The sequence below is a fragment of the Paraburkholderia sp. Ac-20336 genome, from assembly GCF_017105025.1.
GTDB lineage: Bacteria > Pseudomonadota > Gammaproteobacteria > Burkholderiales > Burkholderiaceae > Paraburkholderia.
The window spans coordinates 15,457-31,545 of the sequence record NZ_JAAGPS010000091.1 but is presented as its reverse complement, the minus strand read 5'-3'; the positions used below and the strand labels follow the sequence as shown (position 1 = coordinate 31,545).

General features: G+C 61.4%; 9 protein-coding genes. 4 read left to right on the top strand and 5 right to left on the bottom strand.

What is annotated here, in order from left to right; genetic code table 11:
* Positions 1-616: 616 nt before the first annotated feature.
* A complete protein-coding gene (locus GXB81_RS22060; protein ID WP_006047743.1) occupies positions 617-787 on the bottom strand; it encodes a rubredoxin in 171 nt (56 codons plus the stop codon).
* A gap of 374 nt (positions 788-1,161) precedes the next feature.
* On the opposite strand from GXB81_RS22060, the gene GXB81_RS22055 reads away from it, so the two are divergent.
* The 3 genes from GXB81_RS22055 to cysC all read left to right on the top strand — a co-directional run bounded on the left by GXB81_RS22055 (position 1,162) and on the right by cysC (position 4,225).
* On the top strand, positions 1,162-2,022 hold the full coding sequence (locus GXB81_RS22055; RefSeq protein WP_167036283.1) for a hydroxymethylpyrimidine/phosphomethylpyrimidine kinase: 861 nt from the start codon (positions 1,162-1,164) through the stop codon (positions 2,020-2,022).
* A 351-nt stretch (positions 2,023-2,373) separates the two neighbouring features.
* Positions 2,374-3,558, top strand: a complete 1,185-nt coding sequence (locus GXB81_RS22050; RefSeq protein ID WP_345890989.1) for a chondroitin 4-O-sulfotransferase — start codon at positions 2,374-2,376, stop codon at positions 3,556-3,558.
* A 28-nt stretch (positions 3,559-3,586) separates the two neighbouring features.
* Positions 3,587-4,225: an adenylyl-sulfate kinase gene (gene cysC, locus GXB81_RS22045; RefSeq protein WP_205990315.1), complete on the top strand. Its 639-nt coding sequence runs from the start codon at positions 3,587-3,589 to the stop codon at positions 4,223-4,225.
* Between the two features lie 166 nt (positions 4,226-4,391).
* Here cysC and groL read toward each other — a convergent pair whose 3' ends face one another.
* The 3 genes from groL to GXB81_RS22030 all read right to left on the bottom strand — a co-directional run bounded on the left by groL (position 4,392) and on the right by GXB81_RS22030 (position 12,869).
* Entirely contained in the window at positions 4,392-6,032 is a 1,641-nt protein-coding gene (gene groL, locus GXB81_RS22040; RefSeq protein ID WP_167036275.1) for a chaperonin GroEL, read from the bottom strand.
* Positions 6,033-6,085: 53 nt separating this feature from the next.
* On the bottom strand, positions 6,086-6,376 hold the full coding sequence (gene groES, locus GXB81_RS22035) for a co-chaperone GroES (protein WP_008923887.1): 291 nt from the start codon (positions 6,374-6,376) through the stop codon (positions 6,086-6,088).
* Between the two features lie 385 nt (positions 6,377-6,761).
* On the bottom strand, positions 6,762-12,869 hold the full coding sequence (locus GXB81_RS22030; RefSeq protein WP_346777812.1) for a YadA-like family protein: 6,108 nt from the start codon (positions 12,867-12,869) through the stop codon (positions 6,762-6,764).
* A 1,702-nt stretch (positions 12,870-14,571) separates the two neighbouring features.
* On the opposite strand from GXB81_RS22030, the gene GXB81_RS22025 reads away from it, so the two are divergent.
* Positions 14,572-15,294: a response regulator gene (locus tag GXB81_RS22025; protein ID WP_167036922.1), complete on the top strand. Its 723-nt coding sequence runs from the start codon at positions 14,572-14,574 to the stop codon at positions 15,292-15,294.
* Positions 15,295-15,308: 14 nt separating this feature from the next.
* Here GXB81_RS22025 and GXB81_RS22020 read toward each other — a convergent pair whose 3' ends face one another.
* Positions 15,309-16,070 carry a response regulator transcription factor gene (locus tag GXB81_RS22020; protein WP_167036270.1) on the bottom strand — a complete coding sequence of 254 codons (762 nt, stop codon included), beginning with the start codon at positions 16,068-16,070 and terminating at the stop codon, positions 15,309-15,311.
* Positions 16,071-16,089 lie beyond the last annotated feature (19 nt).

Genomic DNA, 16,089 nt, shown 5'->3' with positions numbered 1-16,089 from the left:
CCTCGCGCTGCTCGAACGCGAGCGACGCCTCGGCGAGCGCCAGTTCCGCGGGACGGACCGCGCCGCCGCGCGGATTCGGCAGGGCGTCGATGGAAACGGATGCAGCGGATCGAAGAGTCATGGGCAGACGGCACGAAGCTGACGGGCTGTCGCTGCGCGCCGCATGCAGAGTGATCGGCCAACGCGCAAACGGGCGACAGGACAAGGACAAACTCTCTACCGGCACGGCATTCCGGCGATGCTCCCCACCGGCGCGGCGAATGGGATGCCGGGTGCCGCGGACAATTGCGCCCGGAAGAAGCCCACAAAAAATCAGGAACAGGCGCGCTGCCCGATTTCGCGACCGGCATGACCGGACTTTTCGGGACTTGCTCCCGCGGACGTCGCCGGCACAGCGGCTCCAGACCGCGGGCCCCAGTGGCCCATGTCCGAAGCCGGTTTGCGGAGCCGGCCTCGGCAAGGCAATTTCAGCAGGAAGCGTGGCAGGCGGCATGGCCGGCTCCCTGCTCCAACGGCTCCCCGGCGTTCAACGAAACCGGTGAGTGAAGCCCGTGAAACCGCACGATCCAGCGAATCCAGACGACACCGCCGGCCCAGGCCGGCGGTTTCCCAAATCTCAGATCTGGACCATCTCGAAGTCTTCCTTGCGCGCTCCGCACTCGGGACAGGTCCAGTTAATGGGAACGTCTTCCCAGCGCGTGCCCGGCGCAATGCCCTCGTCCGGCAACCCGGCTTCCTCGTCGTAAATCCAGCCGCAAATCAGGCACATCCAGCTTTGATATTCCATTCTTGTGTCGCGTCGTTGAGTCCGTGGAAACGGGAGCCATGATGGTACCGTGTTGCCGCCCCCATGCCTAGCAATCGAAAACGCGCAACCGTAGCGTGCGCCGGCCTGTGGCCGGGCGGCCGTGGCGGTGCCGCGCGCGGGTGCGTGAACATCGGCGGCAGCGGATGACGGGCGGGCTCGCGAGCCCGCCCGTGTTTGAGAGCAGCCCGTTCATGCCCAGGATTGCGCGACGCGCACAAACCGTACGCCGCCATGCTGCTTGCCGCCACGAACCTCGCGCGACGTGCGAAAAAAAGCTCCCGCGCCGGTTTAGGCCGCATAATTGAGCCAATTGCGCACTGCGCGCCGGAATCCTGCCTCTTTTTATCCATTTCATGCCCAGCGATACGCCTCCGATCGTTCTCACCTTCGGCCTTTCCGACCCCACCGGCGGCTCCGGCCTGCAGGCCGACCTGATGACCCTTGCCAGCATGGGCTGCCACGGCGTTTCCGTGCTGACGGGCTACACCGTGCGCGACTCGGCCAGTTGCGACGAAGTCACCGGGCTCGATCCCGACGTCGTCGCGACGCAGGCGCGCATGCTGCTCGAAGACATGCCGATCGCCGCGTTCAAGGTCGGCGCCTGCACGCGCGCCGAAGTGGTCAGCGCGATTGCCGAGGTCGTCGCCGATTACGACGACGTTCCGCTGATTCTCGCGCCCGACTTCACGCTCGACGACGAACACGTGCTCGCCGCCGACGAGCTGCGCGAGGCGATCGCCGATCTGCTCGCGCCGCAAACCACGCTGCTCGTCGCCGATTCGTCCACGCTGCTGGCGCTCGCCCAGCCCGACGGCGACGCGGAAGCGCCGAGCCTCGACGCGGCGATTTCGCATCTGCTGTCGCAGGGCTGCGAGTACATTCTGTCGACGGAAACCGGCACGCACCGGCTCGTCAATACGCTCTTCAGCGAAGACGGCCAGTTGCGCCAGGACATGTGGGACCGCGGCACCCATCGGCTGACGGGCCTGACCGACACGCTCGGCGCGGCGATCGCCGCGTTGCTGGCCAATGGCCAGGAGCCCGCCGAGGCGGTCCGCGAGGGCCAGGAATATCTGTATCAGGCCGTGCGCAACGCATTCCGGCCCGGCATGGGCGCGTATATGCCCGACCGCTTCTTCTGGGCGCGCAGCAGCGACGACGAAACGCCGCCCGCACCGGACAGGAGCGCTACGCCGGGCGAAGCGCGGCACTAGGCACTCCCGTTTTTTACCCAACGGCAGTCAAAATGAAAAACCCGCATGCGTGCGGGTTTTTCATTTCGAAACACGCTTTTTTCAAGATCCGTAACATTTTCCGTTTTACAAAAAATTGGAATTAATAAAATACCGACGCCATAAGCCGGCCATGTTGCGGCGCAAAATCCATACTGTGGGCGCGTCACACACGTATTTCGCATAAAATCTAACGAATCGCCGTGTCGTATGTAACGGGACGTTGTATCGCGTAATTAACCGTTACAACGGCGCCGACATCATCAGGCTAGACTTTCAGGGTCATCGTTCTGTCATACGCCCAATATGCCTTTTCCTACCTTTTTCATCCATTTGCCGAAATGCGGCGGCTCGACCGTTATTTCGTTTTTTGATTTGAATAAAGGCAAAGACCAGTTCATCAACTTCGTGTGGGATCGAACCGGTTGGGGAAACTGCCGCGCAAAGCTGCTCGCCAGCCAGATCGGCGGGGGGCATCAGCCATACGGTATTCATCGGATTATCAAACACCCCGTCAACTACTGCACGATCCTGCGCGATCCGCTCGAGCGGCAGATTTCGCACTACTGGTACGCGTCGAGCGGCAAGAACGGCGAGGTAACGCGAGGCGTGAGCGTGTCGACGCCCGAGGCACTCGCACAGCAAGGCGTGCTGTCGCTCGACGAGTGGGTCGGCGAATCGCTGGGCGGGAAAAATCTCTTCGTCCAGATGCTGAGCGGCCATGCCGTGGTAAATGAAACCAGCCTCGACGCCGCGCAGGCTCATCTGCGCAGGAGTATCGGCACAGTCGGCATATGCGGGAAGATGAGCGAATTCCTGCTACAGCTTTGCAGCACGAGCGGCCTGCAATTACCGTTTCATTTCGAGACAAATCGAACCTCCGGCGCGCCGAAAACGCGAAACCATTTAAGCGAGGCAACGAAACAGAAATTTATCGAGGAGAACCGTCTCGATTACGAAATATTCCGCAGTGCGACTCGAATGGTCGATGCCTATGCGAAAGAGATGGGCAGCGTCTTTTCGAATGCGCTGGAGCTGATTAAGATTATTCAGGCCGAAATAAATAAGCTCGAAAATCCGCATGTCTATAGCTCGACGGTTTTCGGCTTTGACGGTTCATTTCTTTCACAAGTCCGCGACGTTGTGCGGCGTTTCGATCTTTCGCCCATCGAGGATTATCTCGAATTTGCGCGAAGCCGGCAGTACACTCCCGCCGACCTGTTCGACGGATTCGTCGACGCGGTTCACGACGGCGTGGTGTCCGGCTGGGCCATCAATCTGAGCCGGCCGGAAGAACGCGTGCCGCTCGAAGTGCGGGTCGGCACGCATGTCGTCGCAACCGGCTGGAGCGGCGAGCACCGGCCCGACGTAGCCAGCGCCGGCTATCCGAGCGAGCGCAGCGGATTTTCGATTGCGCTGCCGGACGGCGTCCCGGAAGGCTTTCACATCGCGATTGCGAATTCGCCGGAAAGCCTGCACCACGCCGGCACCTGGCGGCAAGGCTGGCACTGCGAGTAGGCGCCAGGAGAATCAGGAGAAAACACTTATGGAAGAACCCCCGAATTTCCTGCAACGCTTTCACGGCACGATCACGGCTCAGGACCGCATGCGCATGTTCCGCCAGAGGCCAGCCACGATCTGGCTGACCGGGCTGTCCGGCGCGGGAAAATCGACGCTCGCATTCGCGCTCGAACAGCAACTGATCGCGCTGGGCCATGCATGCTACGTGCTCGACGGCGACAACGTGCGCCATGGCCTTGCCAACGATCTCGGCTTCGAGCGCAAGGACCGGCGCGAAAATATCCGCCGCGTTGCACACGTCGCCCAATTGATGAACGACGCGGGCCTCATCGTGATTACCGCGCTGATCTCGCCGATGCGCGAAGACCGGGCGATGGCGCGCGAGATCATCGGGAGCGACAAATTCGTCGAGACCTATGTGTGCGCACCGCTTGCCACCTGCGCGAGCCGCGACCCGAAAGGCCTCTATGCGAAAGCGCGATCCGGCGAAATCACTTCGTTCACCGGCGTATCGGCGCCCTATGAACCGCCCGCCAAGCCCGAGCTTCACGTCGACACGGGAACGTTGTCGCCGGCCGAAAGCGTCGCGCAGATCTTCAGTCACCTGCGCGAGAAATGTCTCGAAACGGCTAGCCGCCGTGCGGCTCACGAAACAGGAGCGTGATTCCGGTACATCGCGCCAAAATCCTCTTCCCCAAAAGACAAAACCCGCAAAAATGCGGGTTTTGTCTTTTGGGAAGCACGTCTCACGACATGCTTCCCCCATGAACACCAACCGGGTCTCATAACGTGGTCCGGGCATGATGCCGAACCACGAGACCCGAGCGGTATTACATGTCCATGCCCATGCCACCCATGCCGCCGGGCATGCCGCCAGGCATCGGTGCGTCTTCCTTCGGCAGTTCGCAGACAGCTGCGTCGGTCGTCAGCAGGAGACCCGCAACCGAAGCTGCGTTTTGCAGCGCCGTGCGCGTCACCTTCGTCGGGTCCACGACACCTGCGTCAACCAGGTCGACGTACTCGCCGGTTGCTGCGTTGTAGCCGTAGTTGCCCTTGCCAGCAGCAACCGCTGCCACGACGACGCTCGCTTCTTCGCCACCGTTGGTGACGATCTGGCGCAGCGGCTCTTCCATGGCGCGCAGGACGATCTTGATACCTGCGTCCTGATCGGCGTTAGCGCCCTTCAGGCCGGTGATTGCCGTACGTGCACGGATCAGCGCGACGCCGCCGCCAGCAACGATGCCTTCTTCCACAGCTGCGCGCGTTGCGTGCAGTGCGTCTTCGACACGTGCCTTCTTTTCCTTCATTTCGACTTCGGTCGCAGCGCCGACCTTGATCACAGCAACACCGCCTGCCAGCTTGGCAACGCGCTCTTGCAGCTTTTCACGGTCGTAGTCCGAGGTCGCTTCTTCGATCTGCTTGCGCACTTGCTTGACGCGAGCTTCGATGTTCGCTGCTTCGCCAGCGCCGTCGATGATCGTGGTGTTTTCCTTGCCCACTTCGATGCGCTTCGCCTGGCCCAGTTCAGCCAGCGTTGCCTTCTCGAGCGTGAGGCCGGTTTCTTCAGCGATGACCTGGCCGCCGGTCAGGATCGCGATGTCTTCCAGCATGGCCTTACGACGGTCGCCGAAGCCCGGAGCCTTGACGGCGACGGTCTTCAGGATGCCGCGGATGTTGTTGACGACCAGCGTTGCGAGCGCTTCGCCTTCGACGTCTTCAGCGATGATGAGCAGCGGACGGCCAGCCTTCGCGACCTGCTCGAGCACCGGCAGCAGATCACGGATGTTCGACACCTTCTTGTCGTGCAGCAGCACGAACGGGTTGTCGAGCACGGCAACCTGCTTGTCCGGGTTGTTGATGAAGTACGGCGACAGGTAGCCGCGGTCGAATTGCATACCTTCGACGACGTCCAGCTCGTCTTGCAGCGACTTGCCGTCTTCGACGGTGATGACGCCTTCCTTGCCGACCTTGTCCATCGCTTCAGCGATGCGCTCGCCGATCGACGTGTCGCTGTTTGCCGAGATCGCGCCGACCTGGGCGATTTCCTTGTTGGTCGTGCACGGCTTGCTGATCTTGCGCAGTTCTTCGATTGCGGCTGCAACAGCCTTGTCGATGCCGCGCTTCAGGTCCATCGGGTTCATGCCCGATGCAACGTACTTCATGCCTTCGCGGACGATCGATTGCGCGAGAACCGTAGCGGTCGTCGTACCGTCGCCGGCGTTGTCGCTGGTCTTGGAAGCGACTTCCTTGACCATTTGCGCGCCCATGTTCTGGAGCTTGTCTTTCAGTTCGATCTCTTTAGCGACCGACACACCGTCCTTGGTGACCGTCGGGCCGCCGAAGCTGCGCTCGAGGACCACGTTGCGGCCCTTCGGACCCAGCGTGACCTTCACGGCGTTGGCGAGAATGTTCACGCCTTCGACCATCTTGGCACGGGCGGAATCACCGAATACGACCTCTTTAGCTGCCATCTTCTAACTCCTTGAATTCTTTGGATATAACCGGGGAAGTAGCGACCTTGCGCTTACTTCTGCACCACGGCCATGATGTCTTCTTCGCGCATCACGAGCAGTTCGTTGCCGTCGACCTTGACGGTCTGGCCTGCGTACTTGCCGAACAGGACGCGGTCGCCCACTTTCACGTCGAGCGCAATGGCTGCACCCTTGTCGTCGCGCTTGCCCGGGCCGACTGCGAGGATTTCGCCTTGATCCGGCTTTTCCGCTGCGGCTTCGGGGATCACGATGCCCGACGCGGTCTTGGTTTCCTGATCCAGACGCTTGACGATCACGCGATCATGCAAAGGACGAAGGTTCATACATACTCCTCTCTTGATTGAGACTGAAGAACGCTGAGAAAACCCGGCTGGCCGAGCCAACCGGCGATGTTGTTAGCACTCTCGTGCAGTGAGTGCTAATTATATGGATGGGTGGTGACAAATTCAAGAAGTGGGGGGAATGGGCGTCGTCGGCCGCCGCTCGGCGCGGAACCCCCGGCTACCGGGGACGGATCGCAGCGGGAGCAGCTTCACGCAGCGCGACTGCCAACACTGACCAGGGAAACTCCTGGTCCAAGTATATTTCCGCCGCCCCCGCGCTCACAACGACGAAGCCCCCTCGGGACCTTTCGATCCGTCGGGGGCTTCGTCGATACGACTCAGACCGGCGTAACGGACGCAACCGGAGTTGCATCCGCCACATCGCTTACCACTGCATCGAGGCGCCGATGCCGGCGGTGGTGCCGCCCGGGCTCAGACCGACGCCCGCCTTCACCTTGATGTTCTCGGTGATGCGTGCGGTACCGCCCAGCGCCACAGCCTGGTAACCCTTGTAGGTTCCCGCGCCGATGCCGAACGACAGTGTCTTGCCTGGATCGACTTCCGGAATCATCGTCAGTGCCGTCGCCGCGGCGATGCCCGAATAAGCCCCACGCGCAACGCCGTTGATCGCGTTGTTCGTGTCGTTGATGCGCTGATCGGTGTAGCCCTTGGCCTGCTGCACGCCTTGTGCCACCGAGTTGTTCATCTGGCTCACGTTGACCGCATCGGTCGGCGCAGTCCCCGCCGCGACGTTGGTGACCTGGCGTTCGTTGCCCGCCGAGCCCATCGACACGGAATTGTCGCGGTCCGCCACCGAACCCGAACCCAGAGCGACCGAGTTCTGGCCCGTCGCACTCGCGTTCGCGCCCATCGCCACAGCCTGCGAGCCCGATGCCGAGGCACCCGCGCCCGCCGCCACCGACAGCGTGCCGCTTGCCGTCGCGCTCTGCGTCGTACGATCGCCGTCCGCGCTGAACATCGGGTTGTTCGCCGCGGCCGCCGCATTGTTGACCACCGCATTGAGCTGGCTGACGTTCACCGCATCGGTCGGCGCCACGCCGTCGGCCACGTTGTGGATCACCGTGCCGTCGTCCGAGCCGTTACCCAGCGTCATGCTGTTGTAGTTCGTCGAGCCGTCGGCATTGTGGTCGTACGTCGCCGCCGCGTTCACGTTGCCGTTGGCATCGACGATCCCCGCGCTCTTCAGCTGGGCGACGTTCACCGCGTCCGTGTCGGCCGTACCCGCCGCGACGTTGGTGATCTGGCGCTCGTTGCCCGCCGAGCCCACCGACACCGTGTTGTCCCGATCGGCCACCGAGTTCGCACCCAGCGCAACCGAGCCGGCCGCGGACGACTGCGCATTGCCGCCGATCGCCACCGAGTTCGCACCGCTCGCCACCGAATCCGGCAGCGACGAATTCGAGTGGAAGTACATGATGCCGCTACCGCTGTTGATACCACCCAGCATCGTGTTGAGCGCGCTGATCTGGTCCGCGTTCTGCGTCGTGCGGCCGTCGATGTTGGTGAGTGCGTCACCGATGTTGCTCATCGTCGTACCGTCCACGCTGTAGGTCGGGGCCGATACCGTGCCGTCTGTGTTCACGGTCGAGCCGCCGCCCAGTGCTTCGGCAACGCTTGCCGAGTTGGCGTACAGCTGGCTGCCGTTGATCGCATCCGTGCTCGATGCGTTCACTGCACCGGCTGCTACGCCCGTCACCGTGCGGTCGCCTGCCGTACCGGCCATGTTCACCACCGTACCGTCCGTGTCCTTGCCTACCGTCAGATCACGTGTGGTTGCGTCCTGCTGCACCAGACCCACCGTGCCGCTGTTCAGTTGTGTCGACAGGTCCGTCACCGAGTTTTGTACGTTCGTCAGCTCCGTTGCGTTCTTGGCAATGTCCGCGGTGTTCTGCGTCGTGCGGCCATCGATGTTGCCGAGCGCGTCGCCGATGCTGTTCACCGTCGTACCGTCCACGCTGTAGCTCGGCGCCGACACCGTGCCGTCCTCGCTCACGGTCGAGCCACCGCCCAGTGCCTCGGCAACGCTCGCCGAATTTGCATACAGCTGGCTGCCGTTGATTGCGTCCACGCTCGAGGCGTTCACTGCGCCTGCGGCCACACCCGTCACCGTGCGGTTGCCTGCCGTGCCAGCCATGTTCACCACCGTGCCATCCGTGTCCTTGCCTACCGTCAGGTCACGTGTAGTTTCATCCTGCTGCACCAGACCCACCGTGCCGCTGTTCAGTTGTGTCGACAGGTCCGTCACCGAGTTCTGCACGTTCGTCAGGTCCGTTGCGTTCTTCGCGATGTCGTCCGCATTCTTCGTGATGTCGTCTGCGTTCCTGGCGATGTCCGCGGTGTTCTGCGTCGTGCGGCCATCGATGTTGCCGAGCGCGTCGCCGATGCTGCCCACCGTGGTACCGCCCACGCTGTAGCTCGGCGCCGACACCGTGCCGTCATCGTTCACGGTTGAGCCCCCACCCAGTGCCGAGGCAACGCTCGCCGAGTTCGCATACAGCTGGCTGCCGTTGATCGCGTCCACGCTCGATGCGTTCACTGCACCTGCTGCCACACCCGTCACCGTGCGGTTGCCTGCCGTACCGGCCATGTTCACCACCGTACCGTCCGTGTCCTTGCCTACCGTCAGGTCGCGCGTGGTTTCATCCTGCTGCACCAGTCCCACCGTGCCGCTGGCAAGCTGGTTCTGCACGTTCGTGATACTGGTCGAGTTCTGTGCAATGTCGTCCGCATTCTTTGCAATGTCCGCAGCGTTCTGTGTCGTGCGGCCATCGATGTTGCCGAGTGCATCGCCGATGCTGCCCACCGTGGTACCGCCCACGCTGTAGCTCGGTGCCGAGATCGTGCCGTCCTCGCTCACGGTCGAGCCGCCACCCAGTGCCTCGGCAACGCTCGCCGAGTTGGCGTACAGCTGGCTGCCGTTTATCGCATCCACGCTCGATGCGTTCACTACGCCTGCTGCGACACCCGTCACCGTGCGGTTGCCCGCCGTTCCGGCCACGTTCACCACCGTGCCGTCCGTGTCCTTACCTACCGTCAGCTCACGCGTCGTAGCATCCTGCTGCACCAGACCCACCGTGCCGCTGGCAAGTTGCGTCGACAGATCCGTAACCGAGTTCTGCACGTTCGTCAGGTCCGTTGTGTTCTTCGCGATATCGTCTGCGTTCTTGGCAATGTCCGCGGTGTTCTGCGTCGTGCGACCGTCGATGTTGCCGAGCGCGTCGCCGATGCTGTTCACCGTGGTGCCGTCCACGCTGTAGCTCGGCGCCGACACCGTGCCGTCCTCACTCACGGTCGAGCCACCACCCAGTGCCTCGGCAACGCTCACCGAATTTGCATACAGCTGGCTGCCGTTGATCGCGTCCACGCTCGATGCGTTCACTACGCCTGCTGCCACTCCCGTCACCGTACGGTTGCCCGCCGTACCCGCCATGTTCACCACCGTGCCGTCCGTGTCCTTGCCCACCGTCAGATCACGTGTGGTTGCGTCCTGTTGCACGAGTCCCGCTGTGCCGCTGGCAAGTTGCGTCGACAGATCCGTCACCGAGTTTTGTACGTTCGTCAGATCCGTTGCGTTCTTCGCGATGTCGTCTGCGTTCCTGGTGATGTCCGCCGTGTTCTGCGTCGTGCGGCCATCGATGTTGCCAAGCGCATCACCGATGCTGTTCACCGTGGTGCCGTCCACGCTGTAGCTCGGCGCCGACACCGTGCCGTCCTCGCTCACGGTCGAGCCACCGCCCAGTGCCGAAGCAACGCTCGCCGAATTTGCATACAGCTGGCTGCCGTTGATCGCGTCCACGCTCGATGCGTTCACTGCACCTGCTGCAACACCCGTCACCGTGCGGTTGCCCGCCGTACCCGCCATGTTCACCACCGTGCCGTCCGTGTCCTTGCCCACCGTCAGCTCACGCGTCGTAGCATCCTGCTGCACCAGACCCACCGTGCCGCTGGCGAGCTGGTTCTGCACGTTCGTGATACTGGTCGAGTTCTGTGCAATGTCGTCCGCATTCTTCGCGATGTCCGCCGTGTTCTGCGTCGTGCGGCCATCGATGTTGCCAAGCGCATCACCGATGCTGTTCACCGTGGTGCCGTCCACGCTGTAGCTCGGCGCCGACACCGTGCCGTCCTCGCTCACGGTCGAGCCACCGCCCAGTGCCGAAGCAACGCTCACCGAATTTGCATACAGCTGGCTGCCGTTGATCGCATCCATGCTCGATGCGTTCACTACGCCGGCTGCTACGCCCGTCACCGTGCGGTCGCCTGCCGTACCGGCCATGTTCACCACCGTACCGTCCGTGTCCTTGCCTACCGTCAGGTCGCGTGTGGTTTCATCCTGCTGAACAAGCCCCACCGTGCCACTGTTCAGTTGCGTCGACAGGTCCGTCACCGAGTTTTGTACGTTCGTCAGATCCGTTGCGTTCTTCGCGATGTCGTCTGCGTTCCTGGTGATGTCCGCGGTGTTCTGCATCGTGCGGCCATCGATGTTGCCGAGCGCGTCGCCGATGCTGCCCACCGTGGTACCGCCCACGCTGTAGCTCGGCGCCGACACCGTGCCGTCCTCACTCACGGTCGAGCCACCGCCCAGTGCCGAAGCAACGCTCGCCGAGTTGGCGTACAGCTGGCTGCCGTTGATTGCGTCCACGCTCGAGGCGTTCACTGCGCCGGCTGCCACACCCGTCACCGTGCGGTTGCCTGCCGTGCCAGCCATGTTCACCACCGTGCCGTCCGTATCCTTGCCCACCGTCAGATCACGCGTTGTGGCGTCCTGCTGAACAAGACCGAACGAACCATCAGCGAGCTTGTCCTGGACAGATGCAATGTCCGCAGCGTTCTGCGTCGTGCGGCCATCGATGTTGCCAAGCGCATCACCGATGTTGCCCACCGTGGTACCGCCCACGCTATAGCTCGGCGCCGACACCGTGCCGTCCTCACTCACGGTCGAGCCGCCACCCAGTGCCTCGGCAACGCTCGCCGAGTTGGCATACAGCTGGCTGCCATTGATCGCGTCCACGCTCGATGCGTTCACTGCACCTGCTGCAACACCCGTCACCGTACGGTTGCCCGCCGTACCCGCCATGTTCACCACCGTGCCGTCCGTGTCCTTGCCCACCGTCAGATCACGTGTGGTTGCGTCCTGTTGCACGAGTCCCGCTGTGCCGCTGGCAAGTTGCGTCGACAGATCCGTCACCGAGTTTTGTACGTTCGTCAGATCCGTTGCGTTCTTCGCGATGTCGTCTGCGTTCCTGGTGATGTCCGCCGTGTTCTGCGTCGTGCGGCCATCGATGTTGCCAAGCGCATCACCGATGCTGTTCACCGTGGTGCCGTCCACGCTGTAGCTCGGCGCCGACACCGTGCCGTCCTCGCTCACGGTCGAGCCACCGCCCAGTGCCGAAGCAACGCTCGCCGAATTTGCATACAGCTGGCTGCCGTTGATCGCGTCCACGCTTGATGCGTTCACTGCACCTGCGGCCACGCCCGTCACCGTGCGGCTGCCTGCCGTACCCGCCATGTTCACCACCGTGCCGTCCGTATCCTTGCCCACCGTCAGATCACGCGTGGTTGCGTCCTGCTGCACCAAACCCACCGTGCCGCTGGCGAGCTGGTTCTGCACGTTCGTGATACTGGTCGAGTTCTGTGCAATGTCGTCTGCGTTCCTGGCGATGTCCGCAGTGTTCTGCGTCGTGCGACCGTCGATGTTGCCAAGCGCGTCGCCGATGCTACCCACCGTGGTACCGCCCACGCTGTAGCTCGGCGCCGACACCGTACCCGTCGTCGAGTTATAGGCCGCACCACCGCCCAGGCTCGCCGCGACGGAGTTGCCGATCTCGTTCGACTTCACCGCCTCGGACTGCAACTGGCTCACGTTCACCGCATCGGTCGCGGCGGCACCCGCCGCTACATTCGTCATGCGGCGCTCGTAGCCGACCGAACCCACCGACACTTCGCCGTTCGCCGCCGAAGCAGTTCCGGAAAGCGAGCTACTGCCCGGGTTGTACGCCGCCGCGCCCAGATTCGCCGTCGTGGTCGACCCCGCGCCCAGCGCGACCGAGTTGTTCGCCGAAGCCGCCGCGTTCTGGCCGAGCGCGATGCTGTTCGTGCCGCTCGCCTTCGCTGTCTGGCCGAGTGCGACCGCGCCCGAACCCGAAGAAACCGCGCTGGTGCCAATCGCAACAGAGCTCGCTTGTGTAGCGGACGAGGCGGTGCCGATGGCGATCGAATCCGTGCCCGAGGCCCGGGTGTTGGTCGTCGCATCCTGAGTCGCGTCGGTGGTGGTATTGCTGCTTTGCGAAGCCGACGAACCAAGCGCGATGGCACGCTGCCCGCTCGCCGCGGCCGAGGTACCGATTGCATTCGAGTCCACGCCGGTAGCAGTCGAGTTAGTGCCGATCGCATTGGCGCGCGCCTGGGTGGCTGCGGAGAACGTGCCGAGCGCCATGGCCTGAATGGCGCCGGCGTAGGCTGCCGCTCCGAACACGGAGGCTTCACGGGCTGTGGCTGTCGCAGCAGCGCCCACCGCGGTTGCACCAGTAACGGCGGCCGATGCATTGCCGCCCAGTGCCGTACCACCGACGGTGGAGGCGAGAGAATTGCTGCCCACCGCCACGGCTTGTAAGGCCTTGGCGCTACCCGCGAACTGACTGACGTCGACACCCAGGCCGTCGATGCGACGAGCCCCTGCTCCGCTCAGATCCCATCCACCTAAACCTGTGGTTCCGGCTGAGGCCTCAAGCTTTGTGGCGGCCCCGGTGCCGATTGCAACAGCGCCACCAGTGGTATTCTGATCCGTCACGCCGCCGCCCACCGTGTAAGGGGCTGCAAAGACACCACTCGCCGCGCTCACCCCTGCAACTGCCACAACGGCGCTCGCCAGAACCGACGAAACTGTCGACTTGCTTCGCTTACCCCGCGCAACGGTATGCTCCGATGCCGCGACCCATGCCCCAAGCGCTTCGTTCCACACACTTTTATATGACTTGTTCATAGCACGACCCTTATAGATTTAATTTAAAAAACGTTATTTCCGCAAACCCGAAATCCAGCCAGTTTTTCGCAACAAACCGCCGCACAAATTCACAAAATCGATACTCGGAAATCCATCAATATCGATTTATCACTTATAAAAACGAGAAATTATCCAAATTTATTTCAGTTTATATTTTTCAATCGCCGTTAAAATAGGCGCAGTCTGATAGGGAGACATTCGAAGTTCTCCACCTTGAAACAGCCGCGACAAAACATCCGAAAGAAAATCGGAACAATCTGGATCAACAAGATGAACTGATAAGAACGCTATCTACCCCGCTGATAGCGAAACATGACTCGACCGCCAGGCCCCACGCTTTTCACGATGTACAACCCTTTTCGCCATACGCAAGAAGCCTGAACTTCTCGGGACCCCCTAATCTCGAAAATGTCACGATCAAATACATCAGAAGAGAATTGATTAAAAATGGAGAACCGCTTATCTCGCCTCTATTGAAGCCCCATTCATCGACAGCCATGTTATTGAAGCAATAAAGCGCAGGTAATAGGCTCAGTCCTACAAATGTTCAAAAAGATACAAATCGACCTCGACCGGAGAGCGAACTGCTTCTCGCCGCGCAGCAATAAGGATATGTGCCGCCGGGTCGATAAACCGGTCAGTTCCAAACGTCGCCTTTTTGCGCTGGAATTAACGAACACCGCAGCGCCTCGCATACCTTCGACGGGAAAACGTTGTCGTCGAATTCACATGTAACGGCTGCCCATGAAACCTCGGCCCCCTGCGAGGCAGGTCACGCAACAAAAACAAGCACACCGACTAGCGCGATCGCGGCGCCACCACGATGCGTCCTGCTTATTTCCGGCAGCAATTCCAGAGTCCGCAATGACCCATGGTTCTATCGGGATGCAATACGCACAAGCGGGAATCGCATACGGGTCACTTTTACGACCCGATAGCAGTACACCTCATCGTTAGGCCGTTTCATCCGACCACTATGATGTAGGATGAGGCCTGTGCATCGGACCATCTTCAAGCCAATAGCTGAGTAATGCTTAGTTAAACGAGCGCCGCATCCGATCTTCGACACCGAAGGTCCACGTGACGATGTAAATAACTTGTGAACAATAAAGTCGCCGGCCACTTCAGTGTCCTTCACGACATGCCTTGCCTGCGCGATAAACAGGAGATCACCATGGCTAACCAGCCGATTCGTGTCATCCTTGCCGACGATCATCCGGTCATGCTCAAAGGCATCGAGCATGAGTTGTCGGAAATGAGTGCCATCGAAGTGACAGGTTCCGCCCGCAATTCGACAGAACTGATCGAGCTTTTAAATACCCGGCCCTGTGACGTTCTCGTCTCCGACTACGCCATGCCCGCAGGCGACTACGGCGACGGCATCGCACTCTTCTCCCTGATCGGTCGTCGCTATCCCGGCATCAAACTCGTTGTGCTCACGATGCTCGACAACCCGGCCGTCGTACGCGCCCTGGTAACGCAAGAAGTGCGATGCATCGTCAGCAAATCGGATGCGGTGGCGCATCTCGTTCCCGCCGTCCATGCCGCTCATAACGGTTCGGCTTACTATTCGCCGACTATCAATGAAATCGTCCAGTCGATCGACTGGAACCGCCGTGGCCGCGGCTCGACCGATCTTCTTAGCCAGCGCGAATGCGAAGTCGTGCGCCTGTTTGCAACAGGCCTGACCGTCGATGAAATTGCCGAGCGGGTCAGCCGCAGCAAGAAGACCATCAGCACACAGAAGTCGAAGGCGATGGAAAAGCTCGGTATAGATCGCGACGTCGATCTACTGCGGTATGCCATGGAAAATGGCATGGTGGCATCGTCTCAGGGAGCATCGGGCCTCGAACCGTCCGACAGTCCACGGCAGAACAACGGCCGCCCATCCGATTGAAAGAGTGAGCGCGCTCAGGAATCAAGCATTCCGGGAGGCCCGGCGCGTTCGAGGCCCACCTCCGGGCTTGCGGCGCCAGACTCGAAGTTCGCGATACTATTTCGGATGCCTTCTGATTTCGTCGGCGGCACGAGGCCGTTCTCGAGTCCATAGCGCACAAGATCAGCGTCCCGTTTGATTCCAAGCTTTGTCATTGCCGATACTTTTTGCGAACTGATGGTCTTTTTACTGCGGCTCAAACGATCGGCGATTTCGTTGACGGTCAGCCCGGAAACATAAAAGCGCACCACTTCCAGCTCGCGGCTGCTCAACGGCGCATTCGCCCACACGCCTCGCGTGGGTCGTTCCGACGGCATGATGATTTCCGATATGCGCGGCGAGAGGTAACGGCCATTCACATAGGCAGCGCGCACGGCCAGATGCAGATGTTCCATTTTGTCCACCTTGCTCAACAGACAGCGATTGCCGATGTCGATGAGCGAACGGAGCAGAATCGCGCTTTCCATCATGGTCAGTATCACCGTCTGCACTTTCGGATACCGTCGGCGAATGAGGGAAAACAGCGTAATGCCATCGCCATATTCACCGCCCGGCATCACGTAATCGGATACCAGCACGTCGCAGGCGGTGCGGCTCAAAAGCGGAATCAGCTCGCTCGAACTGCGAGCGGTCCCGACCACCGAAACGGTCGCGCTCTTCGTCAGTTCATGCCGAATACCTTCGAGAATCACGGGGTGATCGTCTGCAATTACGACGCGAATCGCGTTTGGATTCATGATTGTTTTCCTAACATGG

Excerpts from the sequence above, each read along its gene's own strand:
- GXB81_RS22060 (WP_006047743.1), bottom strand. The coding sequence starts at position 787 with ATGGAATATCAAAGCTGGATGTGCCTGATTTGCGGCTGGATTTACGAC.
- groES (WP_008923887.1), bottom strand. The coding sequence starts at position 6,376 with ATGAACCTTCGTCCTTTGCATGATCGCGTGATCGTCAAGCGTCTGGAT.
- GXB81_RS22055 (WP_167036283.1), top strand. The coding sequence starts at position 1,162 with ATGCCCAGCGATACGCCTCCGATCGTTCTCACCTTCGGCCTTTCCGAC.
- cysC (WP_205990315.1), top strand. The coding sequence starts at position 3,587 with ATGGAAGAACCCCCGAATTTCCTGCAACGCTTTCACGGCACGATCACG.
- groL (WP_167036275.1), bottom strand. The coding sequence starts at position 6,032 with ATGGCAGCTAAAGAGGTCGTATTCGGTGATTCCGCCCGTGCCAAGATG.
- GXB81_RS22025 (WP_167036922.1), top strand. The coding sequence starts at position 14,572 with ATGGCTAACCAGCCGATTCGTGTCATCCTTGCCGACGATCATCCGGTC.
- GXB81_RS22020 (WP_167036270.1), bottom strand. The coding sequence starts at position 16,070 with ATGAATCCAAACGCGATTCGCGTCGTAATTGCAGACGATCACCCCGTG.